The organism is Halosolutus sp. YCN4, from assembly GCF_059736495.1.
Genome location: NZ_JCASSM010000007.1, coordinates 120071 through 136862, shown reverse-complemented (window position 1 = coordinate 136862; position 16792 = coordinate 120071). Strand labels below are relative to the sequence as shown.

General features: G+C 64.0%; 16 protein-coding genes. 11 read left to right on the top strand and 5 right to left on the bottom strand.

The annotated features are described in order from the left end of the window. Positions 1-122: 122 nt before the first annotated feature. Both AC6I6X_RS21285 and AC6I6X_RS21280 read right to left on the bottom strand, forming a co-directional pair. Positions 123-1025: a hypothetical protein gene (locus AC6I6X_RS21285; protein ID WP_497932573.1), complete on the bottom strand. Its 903-nt coding sequence runs from the start codon at positions 1023-1025 to the stop codon at positions 123-125. Between the two features lie 3 nt (positions 1026-1028). Continuing rightward, positions 1029-1616, bottom strand: a complete 588-nt coding sequence (locus AC6I6X_RS21280; RefSeq protein WP_497932572.1) for a DUF7344 domain-containing protein — start codon at positions 1614-1616, stop codon at positions 1029-1031. Positions 1617-1889: 273 nt separating this feature from the next. Here AC6I6X_RS21280 and AC6I6X_RS21275 point away from each other — a divergent pair, with 273 nt between their 5' ends. The 7 genes from AC6I6X_RS21275 to AC6I6X_RS21245 all read left to right on the top strand — a co-directional run bounded on the left by AC6I6X_RS21275 (position 1890) and on the right by AC6I6X_RS21245 (position 9049). Further along, positions 1890-2468, top strand: coding sequence for a hypothetical protein (locus AC6I6X_RS21275; protein ID WP_497932571.1), 579 nt, complete (start codon positions 1890-1892; stop codon positions 2466-2468). A 134-nt stretch (positions 2469-2602) separates the two neighbouring features. Further along, complete coding sequence (locus AC6I6X_RS21270; protein WP_497932570.1) at positions 2603-3733, top strand: CARDB domain-containing protein; 1131 nt, start codon at positions 2603-2605, stop codon at positions 3731-3733. A gap of 63 nt (positions 3734-3796) precedes the next feature. Next, on the top strand, positions 3797-4972 hold the full coding sequence (locus AC6I6X_RS21265; protein ID WP_497932569.1) for a signal peptidase I: 1176 nt from the start codon (positions 3797-3799) through the stop codon (positions 4970-4972). Positions 4973-5167: 195 nt separating this feature from the next. Continuing rightward, the gene (locus AC6I6X_RS21260; protein WP_497932568.1) at positions 5168-6355 is read left to right on the top strand and encodes a DUF5305 domain-containing protein; all 1188 of its coding nucleotides are present in this window, start codon (positions 5168-5170) and stop codon (positions 6353-6355) included. A gap of 105 nt (positions 6356-6460) precedes the next feature. Next, complete coding sequence (locus tag AC6I6X_RS21255) at positions 6461-8119, top strand: long-chain-fatty-acid--CoA ligase (protein ID WP_497932567.1); 1659 nt, start codon at positions 6461-6463, stop codon at positions 8117-8119. A gap of 183 nt (positions 8120-8302) precedes the next feature. Next, positions 8303-8596, top strand: coding sequence for a MarR family transcriptional regulator (locus tag AC6I6X_RS21250; protein ID WP_250140728.1), 294 nt, complete (start codon positions 8303-8305; stop codon positions 8594-8596). 48 nt (positions 8597-8644) lie between these two features. Continuing rightward, positions 8645-9049, top strand: coding sequence for a hypothetical protein (locus tag AC6I6X_RS21245; RefSeq protein ID WP_497932566.1), 405 nt, complete (start codon positions 8645-8647; stop codon positions 9047-9049). A 76-nt stretch (positions 9050-9125) separates the two neighbouring features. Here the strand turns inward: AC6I6X_RS21245 and AC6I6X_RS21240 are convergent, their stop codons facing one another. Next, positions 9126-10046 carry an NAD+ synthase gene (locus AC6I6X_RS21240; protein ID WP_497932565.1) on the bottom strand — a complete coding sequence of 307 codons (921 nt, stop codon included), beginning with the start codon at positions 10044-10046 and terminating at the stop codon, positions 9126-9128. Between the two features lie 173 nt (positions 10047-10219). Continuing rightward, entirely contained in the window at positions 10220-10828 is a 609-nt protein-coding gene (locus tag AC6I6X_RS21235; protein WP_497932564.1) for a hypothetical protein, read from the bottom strand. A gap of 166 nt (positions 10829-10994) precedes the next feature. Between AC6I6X_RS21235 and AC6I6X_RS21230 the strand changes: the two genes are divergently transcribed. From AC6I6X_RS21230 to AC6I6X_RS21215, 4 genes are all read left to right on the top strand, one after another. Further along, positions 10995-11720, top strand: a complete 726-nt coding sequence (locus tag AC6I6X_RS21230) for a bacteriorhodopsin (RefSeq protein ID WP_497932563.1) — start codon at positions 10995-10997, stop codon at positions 11718-11720. A gap of 222 nt (positions 11721-11942) precedes the next feature. After that, the gene (locus AC6I6X_RS21225; RefSeq protein ID WP_497932562.1) at positions 11943-12818 is read left to right on the top strand and encodes a bacteriorhodopsin; all 876 of its coding nucleotides are present in this window, start codon (positions 11943-11945) and stop codon (positions 12816-12818) included. 164 nt (positions 12819-12982) lie between these two features. Continuing rightward, entirely contained in the window at positions 12983-13765 is a 783-nt protein-coding gene (locus AC6I6X_RS21220; protein WP_497932561.1) for a lycopene cyclase domain-containing protein, read from the top strand. Further along, the gene (locus AC6I6X_RS21215; protein ID WP_497932560.1) at positions 13755-14819 is read left to right on the top strand and encodes a Brp/Blh family beta-carotene 15,15'-dioxygenase; all 1065 of its coding nucleotides are present in this window, start codon (positions 13755-13757) and stop codon (positions 14817-14819) included. The genes AC6I6X_RS21220 and AC6I6X_RS21215 overlap by 11 nt, the downstream gene beginning before the upstream one ends. Before the next feature lie 37 nt (positions 14820-14856). On the opposite strand, the gene AC6I6X_RS21210 is transcribed toward AC6I6X_RS21215, so the two are convergent. Next, positions 14857-16737, bottom strand: a complete 1881-nt coding sequence (locus AC6I6X_RS21210) for a PINc/VapC family ATPase (protein ID WP_497932559.1) — start codon at positions 16735-16737, stop codon at positions 14857-14859. Positions 16738-16792: the final 55 nt, after the last annotated feature.

Below are 16792 nucleotides of genomic sequence, written 5' to 3'. Positions count from 1 at the left end.
GGGAAGATTCTGTTTTCGGACGTGAATAGGGGTTGGATTGGTCCCGAAGGAACTCCGGAATCGATCGCTCAACGAACGTGGAACTGTGCAATCGATGTCGCATTCCTTGTGTCTGAAACCGTTCAGGTGTTCTCCGTGACGAAGAACTCCCCGATTCCGGTGTCGTCAGCGTTTGCCCTGTCAAACGTCGCTTCGAACGGGCCATCGCTGTCGAAGGTTTCGAAGTTCGTGACGGTAAGTTTGATTTCGTTACCAGCCTGGTCTTTAGTATTTCCTTGGCCACTTTCGTACGTAATCACTCCATCTTCGACGCTAACGATTTCTCCGTTCCCGGATTCGACAGCGACATCATCAGTTCTGACACTCGTATAGTCAATCGAATCCGGATTCGCCTCACTTAAATCGATGATGACATTTTCTTTAGTTTTGAGATCGCTGCTGGGTGTGAACGTGACCGTTTGAACTTGCTGACCAGGTCCAGTGTTTTCGACGACGCTACTGACGTTCACTGAACTAAATCCGGTACCGGGATCTGTGTTCCCACCGCCGTTTCCGCCTCCGTTCCCGCTTCCGGTACAGCTGTACTGGAAGGTGGTACTGAAACTGACGCTCTCGATTCGGAGCGTCGAACCGAACGCGTCAGCGTCGACGGACACCGTAGCTTCGCCGTTGCCGCCGCTGTCACACGTCAACTCTAAACCCGTCGTCTGTCCCCGGTCAAGGCTTCCAGTAAAGCCATTACTAATTTCGAGCGCCCCTTTGGGGTCGTCGATCGTCACGGCCGTATCTAGCGTATCGTAATCTTCGTTAGCGTTGTTGGTGATATTGATTACGACGACGTCGTTCTGCTTGTCCGGGGTCTCACCGGTCGCTTCGATCCCGAGGAGTGCACTCGAACCCTCCACGACGCCGACGCTTACGGACCGATCACCGGCAAGCGTGGTGTACCCGAATGCGGGTCCGCCGAGAGCTATCAGTCCAAAAAGAATTAGCACACCCCCGAGGACCGCGAATATTCGTGGCATACGCTACGGCGGTTTCTCCATCTCACCGAGTCGCATCCGCCGGTTCTGTACCACATGCACGATCGCCGAAACAGCAAACAACGCAATCATGATCGTTGCCCAGCCGAGTTCAGGCACCGTCTCCGTCGGGATCCACTCGAGCCAGAGCCCGGCCATCACGACCGTCGCGACGGCGGTGAGCCCGAGATAATATGTACTCCACGGGATCGAGTCCTCGGGGACCACGTCGAGGTAGATCTCCAGTTCGGAGACGTTCTCGGTGAGTTCGATCGTCCGATCGTCGAACTCCACCATATCCGCGCGATCGAGCGTGGGTAGGTGCGTCTGCTGCAACGACGTGTAGACGCGCTTACGCTCGGCGGAGGTCAGCTCCGCGACTTCTTTGTCGAGTTCCCAGGCGGCGACGTGTTCCGCGAGGTCCCCGAGTTCGACGGGCTCGTCCTCGCGCTTGCAGTAGTGAATGGCGTACCGACGGCGCTGATTGCTGAGGAGGGAGAAGACTTCGCCGCGATCGATGCCGGTGTCGTCGCTCCGTGCGTCGGCCGCGACGCCATCGGTGGACCCGTCGCTACTGTGTTGTGCCGTCGCCATGCGACTGTTAGGGATATCGGATTTTACGGTCGACCGATACATAACGCTTATTGCCAACGTGGCTGGGAGACACTCTCACGATCGCGATTTCAGGCGCTGCTATCCGGCAGTCCGTCCGTTCACGGTCGGCTTGAAGCCGGGTATCGGTCACCGTTCAGCCGTTCTGGCGACTCAATACAAAGGGGGTGGCTTCACAGGGTGTGAGTAAGAACCGGCCGCCGATCGTAATCGACGCCTACGATCGTCGGTCCGGATCACACGGAGAATCCAACAATGAGACTGAATCGACGTAATGTGTTAGTCGGACTGGGTACGATTGTCGCGGGCGGCGGAGCCGCGCTTGGAACGGGTGCGTTTAGTCAAGTGCAAGCCAATCGGACAGTTTCTGTCGGGGTAGCTGATGGTGATTCTAGTGCTTTGCTTGGACTGGCTCCAGGTAACAGTGAGTTTGTGACCACTGACGGGGACGACACACTTGAAATCACGCTGCCTGATGTCAACTCCGATGCTACGACGACAATTGATGTCGCGTTTACCATCACGAACAACAGTGGTAGTGTGAATGAGACAATGCAAGTTTGGGGAGAAGCGGATAACGGCAGTGCTGCTGAAGTTGGTGAGGATGGAATCGTTCAATTTAATGTCGGTGGTAGCGGCAGTACCGATAATAACCTCTCAGGAGGAGGAGATATTCTTGTAGAAAGCGGTGGGACAAATCCTGGAAACCTTGAACTCACAGATAATGGGGATTCAGTTAATGTTGAGTTAGTTATTGATACAAGTAAAGATTCGTCTATTTCTGCTAAAGATCTACTTAGTAGTGTAACGTTCTATGCTGACGGGGAGAATTAGGGGTATTAATACTAACAATAATATCTATCTTGAATATTTATATATTTCCATGTTTCGATGCGGATATATCTGAGATCGCCGACAGTAAATATATACAGATAGTGATAGTTTTCAGTAGGAATTATAACGCTATTATGCCATCCACCAAACTCCTGTTCACCGCAGCGGCAATCTGCTTTCTTTTCGCGATCGCAGTCCCAACTGCAGCAATCTCGGTAGGTGAGGATCAGATAACCGACGACGTTGCGCTCGAGTCCACATCTCCCTACGCCACGATCGACGACGGCGAACTTGCACTCGACTTCGCGGCGCTCAACGATAGATCGCGGTCCGAGTTCGACGCCGTCTTCTCGATCGCCGTCACCGACGATTCCGTCGAACGAGTCTGGATCTCGAACGATATAGACGCCGTAACCTTCTACCAGGACGGCGATCGCAACGACGAACTCGACGAGTCGAACCCGATCGAGCCGTCGGCCGGCGAGACGACGAACGTCGGGGTCGCGATCGATACCCACGGTGACGTGCCCGCGAGCGAGACGTTCACCGTCCACGTCGAGTACGCGGATGACGACGCCGACGCGGACGTCGAACTCGTCGACGTCGCCTACTCCGACGCCGAACTCAATGTCGGCGAGGCGTTAACGGCGAACGCGACCTACCGAAATTACGGTGACGATCGCGGCTCGACGATTGCCAGACTCGTCGTCGACGGGGTCGTGGTCGATCGGCAGGCCGTCCACGTCGGTCCGGGAGATTCCGAGACGGTCACCTTCGAACGGACAATGGATCGATCCGGCACGTTCGAGGTTGGCGTCGACGATCGGAAACCCGACTCGATCACGGTCTGGCCGCCCGGCGAACCGGCGCCGGATTTCGCCGTGACCGAGGCCACACTCGAGGCCGACACCATACCCCGTGGCGAGTCGGCCGTGGTCACGGCCACGATCGAAAATACCGGGAACGCGTCGGGGGAAACGACCGCCGAACTCGCCGTCGGCGGCGCCGTCGTCGACATGCAGCTCGTCGAGCTCGACCCCGGCGAGGTGACGACGGTGACGTTCGAGCGCCAGTTCGACGAACCGGGTGAGTACGCGATCGCGGTCAGCGGCGTCGACGCGAGACCTCTCACCGTCACCGAGCGGGAGCCGATCGCGGTCCTGAACCGGCAGTTCCACTCTCCGTCGGCGGCGGCCGTCACGCCGGCAGCCGTCCTCGGACTCCTGTTCGCCGTGACCGGCGTCCGTCGGCGAGAGCTTTTATGACGTCCCCGTCCGGAGAATCCGATCGAACAGTCACTCGACCATGATCGTCCGCGGAGCGTATAGATGACGGGCTCGCTGCTCAGTCGAGCGCTGACCGTGGTCGTCGCGTTCGGCCTCGTCCTGCTGGTCCTCGGGCAACTCCTCGGCCAGCCGATCCTGCTCGGCTACGTCGCGACGGGGAGCATGGAACCGACGATGGACGCCGGCGACGGCTTCGTCGCGATCCCGAGCGCCGTGGCCGACTCGCCGAGCGAGGGCGACGTCGTGGTGTTCAACGACCGCGACCTTCACGACGGTGGCCTGACGACCCACCGGATCGTCGACGAGACGGACGAGGGGTACGTCACGAAGGGGGATGCGAACCCGTTCACCGACCAGGACGGCGGCGAGCCACCGGTCAACGAGGGACAGATCGTCGCCGTCGCCTGGCAAGTAAACGGCGAGGTCGTGACGATCCCGTATCTCGGGGCGGCGATCATGGGCGTCCAGGGTGCGATGGAGTCGGGGTACGATCTCCTCGCCGCCTCGCTCGGCGTGACGATGGCGTTCGAGGCCGAGAACGCTGGGGCGATCCTGATCGCGCTCGGCATCGCGATGCTCGGTTTCGGGCTCCTCGTGGAGCGCGTCGGTCCGCATCGACGCGAGACGACCCGATCGACCGCCCGGGAGAACGTCTACGCGTTCTGGTCCACGATCGGACTCGTGCTGCTGGTCCTCGTGACGCTCGCGACGGCCGCGATGGTGATCCCGTCCGGCACCTACGAGTACGGGCTCGTGAGTACGGAGGAGCCGACCGACGATCCCCAGGTTCTCGCCCCGGGTACGTCGACCGACCTGCCCCGCACCGTGGACAACGCGGGCTACGTTCCGATCGTCGTCGTCCACGAGGCCGCGAGCAGCGGCGTCGACGCGGAGCCCGACCGGCAGGTCGTCGGTCCGCGGACCACCGGCGAGACCACCATCTCGCTGTCGGCCCCCGAGCGGACCGGCGAGTACACGCGTCACGTGGGGGAACACCGGTACCTCGCCGTCCTCCCGCCGTCGATGCTCGTGTGGCTCCACGGGGTCCACCCGCTGGCTGCGATCACTGCCGTCAACGGAGTGATCGTCGGGAGCACCGTCGTGGCGGTGCTCGTCCTGTTCGGCAGCGGCGACTTCCGGATCCGCCGACCCGGTGGGCACGTCCCGTTCTGGACCCGGATCCAGCGAAAGCTCCGGCGGTCGCGACGCGACGACTGATTCGGTCTACTGTACCGATTTCCCGGTGCAACCACGACTGCCCTGTAGTTGCACCGGAACTGACTTCCAGTAGTCCGTGTGAAGGCTCTGGGCCACTATCGTTATGATTGTTGGTTCCCTGATCATAGATATGAACTGTTCCGTCGTCCGACCGATCGGCTCGGACACGGTTCGAGTCTGGGGACCGGGAGAGCGGTGGGGGCCGCTCCGTGGGGGGGTGCCGCCGTGATCGGGAACCCGCGGCTGAACCTGCTGATCGCAAAGCACGGACGATCGCTCGCGATCGCGCTCGCCGTCGTGGGCGTGCTCGCGGTCGTCGCGACCGGCTGGGTCGTCGCGACCCCGTCGACGTTGACGACGACCCAGCAGGTGAACCAGGAGACCGTCTCGACGGAGACGACCACCAGCGCCGTCGTCGTCGAGGACGGCCTCTGGGAGTCGGGGACGACGATCGAGGACAGTTCGGTCTACACGTTCGCCGCGACGCCGAACCTGACGATCACGCCGCGAACCGCAGTCGCGTCCAGCGAGGCGTCGGTGATCCACGAGGTGCGGATCAGACACGAGGCGGCACGTGACGGGTCGGTCTTCTGGGACGAGACCGTCCGCCAGTCCCGGACCGACGCGTCCGTCGTCGACGGCGTCGCGACCTCGGAGACGACGATCGCGGTCGACGACGTCCGCGATCAGCGCGCGGAACTCGAGGACGACCTCGTCGACGTCGGCTCGATCACGACCTCCATCGAAGTCGTCGTCGAGTACGATACGGGAACGTACGCCGACGAACAGGTCCTGTCGAGTTCGATTCGGATGACCGAGGACGCCTACTGGCTCGATGAGCCACTGGCGGACTCGACCGACCACTCCGAGACGGCCACGATCGAGGTCCAGGAGTCGCCGAACGCGCCGGCGATCGGCGTCCTGTTGCTGGTCGCGGTCCTCTCGTTCGGCGGCGCCGCGTTCGTCCACACCCGCGACCGGATCGACGTCGACGCCGCCCGACGGGCCGTCTACGAACGGCGCTACGCGGAGTGGATCTCGCGGGGATCGATCCCGCTGTGGGTCGGTGACTACCACGTCGAACTCGACACGCTCGAGGACGTCGTCGACGTCGCGATCGATACCAACGAACGCGTCGTCCACGACCGGCAACGCGATCTGTTCGCGGTCGTCAACGGGAACGTGGTCTACTACTACTCCGATCGCGGCCAGTGGGAGGGGACCGCCTGGCCGAAGATGGAGTTCGGCGACCGGTCGTCGTCGGTCACCGGCGATTCCGGGGCCACTCCCATCTCGACGTCCCGCGACGGTGAGACAGCGGTCGGGCCGCCCGACGAGGACCTTCCGGATCCCGATAGCGACGACGCGTGGAAGCAACTCTAGCGAGAGAGACGGCCGATCGGGTTCGCAAGCCGCACGTGACTGCGAAATCGTGGGGCGTGAGCGGTAAACCGAAATGTGTATCATGGACGTTTCTGAAGGATCCGTATGGAAACGCCACTCGTCGTGACCGACTTCCTCGACCAGGCGCGGAGCTACTACGCCGACGAGACGGCTATCGTCGGCGCCGACGGCGATCGGTTCACCTACGCCGAGTTCGGGGACCAGGTCGATCGGTTCGCCGCGGCCCTCCAGGACCGGGGCATCGAGAAGGGCGATCGGGTCGCGGTGCTCGATCCGAACACGCACTACCACCTCGTGGCGGCCTACGGCGCGATGCAGATCGGGGCGATCTTCACGCCGCTGAACTACCGGCTCACGCCGGACGACTACGAGTACATCCTCGCGGACGCCGGCGTGGACGCGATCTACGCCGATTACGAGTACGCCGAGAAGATCGAGGCGATCCGCGACGACGTGCCGACTGAAACGTTCATCACGAACGACGTCGACGCGGTCGAAGGTGGTGAGGCCGGCGAAGCCGGGCGATCCTCGTCGGATTCGTCCGACGTAGAGTGGGAGGCGTTCGACGACGTGCTCGCGGACGCCGGACCCGAGTTCGATCGGCCCGAGATGGCCGAGAACGAGATCATCACGATCAACTACACCTCGGGGACGACGGGCGATCCGAAGGGGGTCTGTCGCACCCACCGGACGGAGACGCTCCACGCCTACCTGATGTCGATCTACCACGAGATCACCGACGACGACGTCTACCTGTGGACGCTACCGATGTTCCACGTCAACGGCTGGGGACACATTTACGCGGTGACCGGGATGGGCGCGACCCACGTCTGTACGCGCGGGGTCAACGCCGACGACGTCGTCTCGACGATCCGCGAGGAGGACGTCTCCTTCCTCTGTGCCGCACCGGCGGTGCTCAACCAGTTGATCGACTACTACGAGAACGAGGGCGAACCCGCGATGAGCGGCGACAACCGGGTCCGGGTGACGACCGCGGGGAGCGCGCCGCCGGAGGCGACCATCCGGGCCGTCGAGGACGAGTTCGGCTGGTACCTCAAACACCTCTACGGGGCGACCGAGACCGGGCCGCTCATCACCATCTCGGACGCGAAACGGCTCATCGACGACGAGAACCGCTTCGAGATCAAGAAGCGCCAGGGGATGGGCGTGCTCGGGACCGACGTCCGCGTCGTCGACGAGGACGGCAACGACGTTCCCCAGGACGACCAGACCCTGGGCGAGGTCGTCGTCCGCGGCAACCAGGTGATGGACCGCTACTGGAACAAGCCCGAGGAGACGGAGGAAGCGTTCTCCGATCGGCTCGAGGGCTACTACCACATGGGCGACCTCGCGACCGTCGACGAGAACGGGATGATCGCGCTGCGCGATCGCAAGAAGGACATCATCATCTCCGGCGGGGAGAACATCTCGAGCATCGAACTCGAGGACACGCTGTTCGACCACGACGCGGTCGCGGACGCGGCGGTGATCCCGGCCCCGAGTGAGGAGTGGGGCGAGACGCCAAAGGCGTTCGTCGTGCCGTCGAACGGCGACCCCGACGATCCGCCGGTGTCGGCCGACGAACTGACGGCGTTCACGCGCGATCGACTCGCGAGCTACAAGGTCGTCCGCCGGATCGAGTACGTCGAGGAACTGCCGAAGACGGCGACCGGCAAGACTCAGAAGTACGAACTGCGCCAGCGGGAGTGGGCCGACGAGGACCGGATGATCGGCGAGGGGTGATCGGATTCGCCGCGGGGGATTCGCGTCCCCGATGCCGACTGACTGGACAGTCAAACGGACGCTATAACGGTGTATATCGCCCTCTCAGTACATTTTTCGAGGATAGTCGTGTAGAACTGTATTTCGGATTCCCCACCCTGTAAGGCTCAACTTTTATACTGCTGGGTGCTTTCGAATCGTAATATGGCAGAGACCGACGGGGAGGAAATCGAAGACTTGCCACCGAGCGCGAAACTGGTCTTCAAGGTTCTCGAGTACGACGGGCCGCTGACGCAGAAACAGATCGTTCAAGAATCGATGCTCTCGGCACGGACTGTCCGATACGCCCTCGAGCGCCTGGAAGAGATCGGAATCGTCGACGAGGACATCTACTTTGCGGACGCCCGCCAGAGCCTCTACCGGATCGAGGAACAGGTCGCGGCCGACGGCAACGGCGTCGAGGAATCCCCGAAGAAAGACGCCTGCTGCGCCGAATAACGTCGCCCAAACGGCAGGATTATTTTCCCACGGTTACCGTCCCCGTGCATGGACAAGGAAACGGTCCCGCAGTGGGGATGGCTGTTACTCGGGCTGTTCGCCGCGTCGGTCGTCGCGCAACTGATCAACGTGTTCGTGCTCCCCTTTCCGGAGGAGTACCAGGCGATCACGATCATCGCTGCCATGTCGCCGGTCCTGATCTACGTCGGCGTCTGGTACGACGAGGACCGCAACCACTACTGGGAGAACTCGCGGGAACACATCGCTGGCGACGTGCTCTTCGTGGTCAGCGGTGCGGCGATCGGGTCGGCTATCGCTCTCGTCGTGATCGTCGACCTCGGAGTGGGACGTTTCGTACAGGACATCGTCGGGATGGCAGCCGGGTTCTTGCTCTCGTGGGGGCTGTTCTGGTGGCGCAACCCGGACGTCTATCGGACGGAAGCCGATCGGTAGCGCCTGCCTCCATCCTGCGACTCGGCACCGATCGGGTCCGGGCGATCGTTCGTCACTCGCGTCGGAGAGTGTGCGCCTACTCGATCGAGTCGTCGTCTCGATCGACAACCTCCGGCGTCGGCGGCACCGTCCGCTTGTGTTCGGTCGCGGCGGATAGCGCCGCGATGTTGCGGGCGGTTTCGCGATCGATTCCGACCGCGTCTGCGGCCTCGTCGATCGACGTCCCCTCGTCGACGAACCGACGCAACAGGGGGTCGATGACGTCGTAGCTCGCCCCGAGTTCCGCCGCGTCGGTCTGGTCCACCCAGAAGCCGGCGGCCGGGTCCTTGCTGACGATCCGTCGCGGCACGCCGAGCCGGTTCGCGAGCGCCCGGACCTCCGTCTTGTACAGGTCGCCGATCGGGTAGGCGTCGGCCGCGCCGTCGCCGTACTTGGTGAAGTAGCCCAGCAACAGTTCCGACCGATTCGCGGTGCCGAGCACCAGGCGGGACCGACGGTTCGCCGCGTAGTACGCACAACACATCCGCAGTCGCGCGACGAGGTTCCCGATCGCGCGGTTGCGCTCGTTGGGCCGATCGCGGGATCGATCGTCGGCCGATGCCTCCGGTTCGAGGTGGCTCGCGGCCGTCTCCTCGAACGACTCGAGCAGCGGCCGTAACTGGATCAGTTCGAACTCGATTCCGAGCCCCTCGGCGATCGTCCGGGCGTCGCTCACGCCGGCCCCGTCGGCCTTGTGACAGGGAAGTCCGAGTCCGAGCACCCGATCGCTGCCGAGCGCCTCGACGGCGAGGACCGTTGTGACCGTCGAGTCGATGCCGCCGCTCATCGGGACGACGACGCCCGTCGCGTTCGCATCCGAGACGATTTCACGGATGGCCGAGCGGGTCGACTGGCGAACTGCCTCCAGTCCGACCACACTCGTGATAAACGACCCGGGTTGGGCGCCCTCTCCGGCGACGACACGTCGGCGATCGGTCGAAACTACGTCGGCCATCATGGATCCGTTATCACAACCATTTCACGCTCTAACGAAACATACGTCTCGTATAAGTGCGTTCTCCTTAAACAACTATAGGTGGTATTGGTTCTGGTGAAACGATCGACGATCGACGTCTTGACTTCCGGGTCGAGAGGCGATGCGTGCTCGACTGCTCGATCCGATCCGCGTTTTCAGACCGACTCCGGTGAGAGATACCGGCTGAGCAAGTAGACGACGCCGGAACTGATCGCCGCTGCCGTGCCGACTGCGATCACGGGGACCGAGACGCCACTCTGTCCGTACGGGTTTCGCGGAGCGGAGTCGATAACCGCCTGGAACGTCTCTCCTCCCGCGTGGCCGAGCAGGAAGAATCCGACCGTGAGCACGATAGCGAACCCACCGGTCGCCAGTCCGAACATCGATGCGACGTCCTCGACGTTCAGTAACGTGTGTGCTTCCGCCTCGGATAACTGCGGTTCACGGCTCCGACGCACGATCGCTACCGCGACGAGACACGCCGCGGTTCCGAGTTCGATTCCGCCGGCGTACACGCCGACCCAGAGGACGAGCGGCGACGCCCACAGGGGGTCACCGCCCGGGAAGGCGGCCCGGACCGCGGACGGATAGGTGGCGGAGATCGGGACGACGAGTGCGAGCGAGAGTAACAGGATGCTCTGGTAAACGAGTTTCTGGGGAATCCGGCGCTTGATCAGCGCGTATCGTTCCACTCGAAGTCGTTCGTACGTCGACTCGCCGAGGAGTGCGTCCGCGATCGGGTCGTCCGGGTCAGTCGAGTTCATCGGTTCGAGAGCGTGATCGGCCGTCGGTTCAGGTGGGCGAACACAGGGCGTGGAAATATACACTCCGGTTTCGGGCTCAGCGTTAGAATTCCGGACATACACGGCCGTTTGGGTGTTATCTTCGTTAGGCTGTATCGGTATATTTTGCGGGCCGCTACGATCGCCTATGACCGCAACAGTCGGTCCAGAATCCCTGTGGCTGTGGATCGGAACGATCGGAATGACCCTCGGAACCCTGTACTTCATCGGTCGTGGGCGCGGCGTTCGCGACCCGAAGATGCAGGAGTTCTACATCATCACGATCTTCATCACGACGATCGCCGCGGCGATGTACTTCGCGATGGCGACGGGCTTTGGCGTCACCGAAGTCATGGTCGGCGACGAGGCGCTCACGATTTACTGGGCGCGGTACGCCGACTGGCTCTTCACGACGCCGCTCCTGTTGCTCGACCTCGCGCTCCTGGCCGGCGCGAACCGTAACACGATCGCGACGCTGATCGGCCTCGACGTCTTCATGATCGGGACCGGCGCGATCGCGACGTTCTCGGCGACCCCCGGCACCCGGATCGCGTGGTGGGCTATCAGCACCGGCGCCCTGCTCGCCCTGCTGTACGTCCTCGTCGGGACCCTCTCGCAGAACGCGCGCGACCGGTCTCCGGAGGTCGCGTCGCTGTTCGGCACCCTTCGCAACCTGGTCATCGTGCTGTGGCTGCTGTACCCGGTGGTCTGGATCCTCGGCACCGAAGGGACGTTCGGCATTCTCCCGCTGTACTGGGAGACGGCCGCGTTCATGGTGCTCGACCTCTCGGCGAAAGTCGGCTTCGGCGTGGTCCTGCTCCGGAGCCGCTCCGTCCTGGAGCGGGCCGTCACGCCGACGGCTGCGCCGGCCTGAGGGCGCGACAGCGAAGACTTCGGACCGCCGGGTCGCGACGCTCGATTCCGAGCCGACCCGCGACCGATTTTGTTCGGCGCAGTCGAACGCGAGTGACCGACGGGTAGCGCCCGCGATCGGCACGCGAGTCCGCATCGGCCGCCGTTTCGGTCACTGTCTGTGAGTATCCGGATCACCACGGACACTCGTTTATGTGTCGCGAAAGTGAAGTGACCCTCGTCCATGCAACCAGCGATCGGCCTCGGTTTCCGCGCCTGCAACGCCGTCCTCCAAACCGGTGCGACGGATCAGGAACTGTTCGAGTACGTCTTCGGAGGCGACAACACCCTCCTCGCGCTGTCGTTCGTCGTCAACATCGCCCTCGCCGGACTCACGATCATCGGGATCGCCTATCTCGGACGGAACCTCGCCGACCCGCGATCGAAGGCGATCGCGACCGCGCTGATGCTGATCTCGGTCGTCTCGATCTCGAGTTACACCGGGCTCACGTCGGGGCTGACGCTGGGCGTCGTCGAGATGCCGACGGGTCACCCGGCGGCGGGTGCGACGACGGTCGGCGCGGACGGCGTCCTGGTGATGTGGGGCCGGTACCTCACGTGGACCTTCTCCACGCCGTTCATCCTAATCGTGCTCGGGATGATCGCCGGGTCGAACTGGACGAAGATCCTCACGACCTGCTCGTTTACGATCGCGATGTGCGTCACCGGCCTGGCGGCCGCCCTGACGACGTCCTCGCTGGTGCTTCGCTGGTGGTGGTTCGTGCTGTCGTCGACCTTCTTCCTGGTGATCGTGTACGTCATCCTCGTCGACTGGACCGCCGAAGCCGAGCGGACGGGAACGTCGGACCTGTTCCGGACGCTCAAACTCCTCACCGTCGTCGGCTGGTTCGGCTATCCGGTCCTCTGGGCGCTCGGCGTCGAAGGGGTCGCGATTCTGGACGTCGCGATCACCTCGTGGGGCTACAGCATCCTCGACATCGTCACGAAGTACGTCGTGACGTTCCTCACCATGTTCTACGTCGTCGACGAACCGGAGTCGATCACCGGCGGCGCGGACTACGGTGCCTCCCTTCCCCGGGTCGAGCCATCGGACGACTGACCGAACCGGGACCGCTTCGGCCCGGCGCTCGCGTCGGCACCGACGCGTCGCCTGGCGCCCCGATCGGGCCTAACTAGTTCGGATTCGGGGTTTTGCCGGTGGGGGCTCTACCACAACCAAGGACCCGCTCCTGCGGAGAACCGGCGATACACGCCGACACGCTCATGACCGTTCCACTCACGTACTTCGGTGCTCACCTGGTGTTTGTCCTCCCCCCGCTTCTGATACTGGGCTGGCTCGCGCACCGACGCGATCGCGCCTGGTGGGGCGCCCGGCCGCTCTCCGGACTCGGAATCATGATCGCTCTCGCCATCGTCTACACGACGCCGTTGACGAATCACCTGATCCCCGAAGGCGTCTGGTGGTACGGCGAGGGTGCCGTCGTCGCGACCGTCTGGCACACCCCGATCGAGGAGTACCTCTTCTTCGTCCTCCAGCCGATACTGACCGCGCTCTGGCTGTTCCAGGTACCGGCGACCGCCGATCGGTCGCTGGCGATCCCCCTCACACATCGGCTCGTTGGCATCGCAGGCGGCCTCTCGATCGCCGGCGTCGGCTGGTTGTTGACCGGCGACACCTCGACGTACTACCTCGGGTGGCTGCTGCTCTGGGCCGGCCCGATCCTCGCCATCCAGTGGGGGTTCGGCCTCACGTACCTCTGGACCGTCCGCCGGCCGCTGGCGGTCGCCATCGCCGTCCCGACGATCTACCTCTGGATCGTCGATCGCATCGCGATCGAACTCGGCATCTGGGTTATTTCGGACGCGCACACGATCGGGTACGCGCCGCTGGGACTCCCGATCGAGGAGGCGCTGTTCTTTCTCGTGACCAACGCGTTCATCGTTCAGGGACTCGTCATGTACGTGTGGCTGCTCGACCAGGTGCACGAACTCCCGTCCCTCGACGGGGTGACGAACCGACTGGCCGCGTCCTCCGATGAGCGGTGATACGGTCCCTCACAGCGGTAGTCTACGAGCAGGTGCCGCGGGCCGCCGACGGGCGGCTCGCCTGAGCCTCGGCTTCGGTCTGCTTTCGCTCGTCGTCGCCATCTCGGTCACGGCTCTCGCCGGTTCGCCGCCGCTTGCCTACCAGTACGTTCCGCTGGCGCTCAGCGTCGTCGTCCTCGGGCTTCCCCACGGGGCCGTCGACCACCTCGTGTTGCCGCGGGCGCGGGGCGACCCCGTCACCCCCCGTTCGCTCGGGTTCGTCGGCCTTCTCTACCTGCTCGTCGGCACCGCCTACGCAGTCGTCTGGTTTCTCGCCCCCGTCGGCGCCTTCGTCCTGTTCATCCTCGTCACGCTCGTCCACTGGGGCCAGGGCGACGTCTACGCCCTGCTCGCGCTCGTCGGCGTCGACCATCTCGAGACGCGGGCCAGCCGACTGCTCGCCCTCGTCGTCCGGGGCGGACTCCCGATGCTCGTCCCGCTGATCGCGTTCCCGGCCCAGTACGCCTTCGTCGCCGAGACGCTCGTCGGACTGTTCGATCCGGATGCGACGGCCGCGCTCGAACCGGTCTTCTCCCCGCCGGTGCGGGCGGCCGTCGCGATCGGCTTCGGTGCGCTGGTCGCGCTCGCGTTGCTCCTCGGCTTCGTCCGGTCGGAACCGGACGGCCGCGGGCCGTGGCTGGTCGACCTGACCGAGACGCTCGGACTCCTCGCCTACTTCGCGGTCGTGCCGCCGATCCTCGCGATCGGCCTCTACTTCTGTTTCTGGCACTCGCTCCGGCACATCCTTCGAACGATGCTCGTCGATCCCGTCGCCGCTACGGCGCTCGAACGGGGGGCGATCGGCACCGCCTCTCGTCGCTTCGCCCGTGACGCGGCCCCGCTGACCGCGGGCGGTCTGCTCGTGCTCGTCGGTATCGGACTCGCCGTTCCACGGACGCCCGCAACCGTCCCCGACGTCCTCGCGCTCTATCTGGTGACGATCGCCGTGCTGACGCTCCCGCACGTCGTCGTCGTCACGGTGCTCGATCGCGAACAGCGGCTCTGGACGCCGTAGGCGAGATCGAAAAGGCCGCTCGCTCGCGGTACAGTCTCTACGAGGGCACGACCGTAATCGGCTCCGTCCGATCGATCGCTTGCTCCAGTTCGTCCGCGATCGCGCTCCCTCTCGAGACCTGAATTTCGCCGCCGCGGCTCACCGTCGCGGTGAAGAGGTAGTCGCCGCCGGCCTGGACCTCGACGGTCTCGCCGTGGTTGCCGTCGATGGGGATGACGATGTGGCGGGAGGTGATTTCGGGCTGGACCATCTGGCCGGCTTGGCCTCCGCCGCCACCGCGGCCGCCGCTCGCGCCGCCGCCAGCACCGCCAGCGCCCGCGCCGTAGTTCGGGTTCTCGTCGTGGGTCCGGACGTCGATGTCGATCCCCAGCCGGTTCTCGATGTCGGTGATCCGACCGCCACCCTTGCCGATCACGCTGGAGATGTCGTCCTCCTCGACGTAGACGACGGCCTTGTCCTGGCTCTTGAGCTGGACGTCGACGTAGCCCCGCGCGACCGATCGGATCTCGCGTTCGATCTCCTGTTTGGCGATGCGATCGACGCCTGACTCCGCGCCGGGGCCGCCCTCCTCGTCTTTCAGCGGGACGGTGACGACCTGGCGGTTGAACGTGTAGATCTCGTACTCGGGGTCGCCGGTCTGGAAGTCCGTGACGAGGATGACGGGCCGGGCGAGGTCCTCCTCGGTGAGCCCCGCGGGGACCTTGACCTCGGTCTTGACGTCGTACACCTTCGCGATCTCGCCGGTCTCGACGTAGACGACGGTGTCGACGATCTGGGGGATCATCCCCAGTTCGACGCGGCCGATGAGGCGCTGGAGGGCGTCGATCGGCCGCGTCGCGTGGACGACGCCGATCATGCCCACGCCCGCCAGGCGCATGTCCGCGAAGACCTCGAAGTCGTTGGTCTTGCGGACCTCGTCGTAGATCGTGTAGTCGGGCCGGACCATCAGCAGGGCGTCGGCCGTCTTCTCCATCTCGCCGCCCAGTTCGGTGTACTGGGTGATCTCGGGGCCGACCTGCAGGTCGCGCGGTTTCTCCATCGTCTTGACCGCGTACTCGTGGTCGTTGAGGTACCGCGCGACCGCCTGGGCGAGCGTCGACTTCCCGGCACCGGGTGAGCCCGAGATGAGGACGCCGCGCTGGCGCTCGAGGAGTCGCTCCTTGAGTTCGTCGGCGTGCTCGTAGTCCTCGATGTCGGTCTGGGCGATCGGCCGCACTGCGGTAATCTCGATGCCGTCGGCAAAGGGCGGGCGGCCGATCGCGATCCGGTAGTCCCGGAACTGGACGATCTTCATGCCCGGTTCCGAGAGTTCGATGAAGCCGCCGGGGGCCTCCTTCGCGCCGTCGACGATTTCCCGGGCCCACTCGTCCATCGTCGTCTCGTCGGTCGGTTCGTCGGCGATCGGTTCGTAGCGCATCTCGCCGAGTTCGCCGCGCTTGGCCATCGGAACCGTGTCCGTCTTGAGGTGGACGCTCATCGTCTGGTCGTCGAAGAACTCCTCGACGGTCAGCGTGCCCACTTTTCGGGTCTCGGGAGAGATGTGCTCGACGTCGAGGCCCTTCGCCCGGGCGACCTCGGCCTGGACGACGTCGCTGGTGATGAACGTGGCCTCGAGATCCTCGGCGATGTCGCGGATGAGCGCGTCGATCTCGCCCTCGGAGGCGTGGCCGCGCTCGATCGCGCTGGGCCGATCGCCGACGTACTCGAGGTCGACGACGCCCTCGTCGGCCAGGTCGGCGAGCCGCTGAAGCTCTTCGAGGCCGTCCCAGCCGGTCTCGATCCCGTCGTTGGCCTGCGCTTCGAGTTCCGCGACGACGGCTTCCGGCACCGAAATCGTCGCTCCCTCGAACTGCCCGTCTTCGATCGTCGCCGAGACGCGGCCGTCGATGACCACGCTCGTGTCCGGCACGACGTGCATACCCGAACTCGGGCACGTACGCCCATAAGGGTGTTCCACCGGCACATCGTCCGCT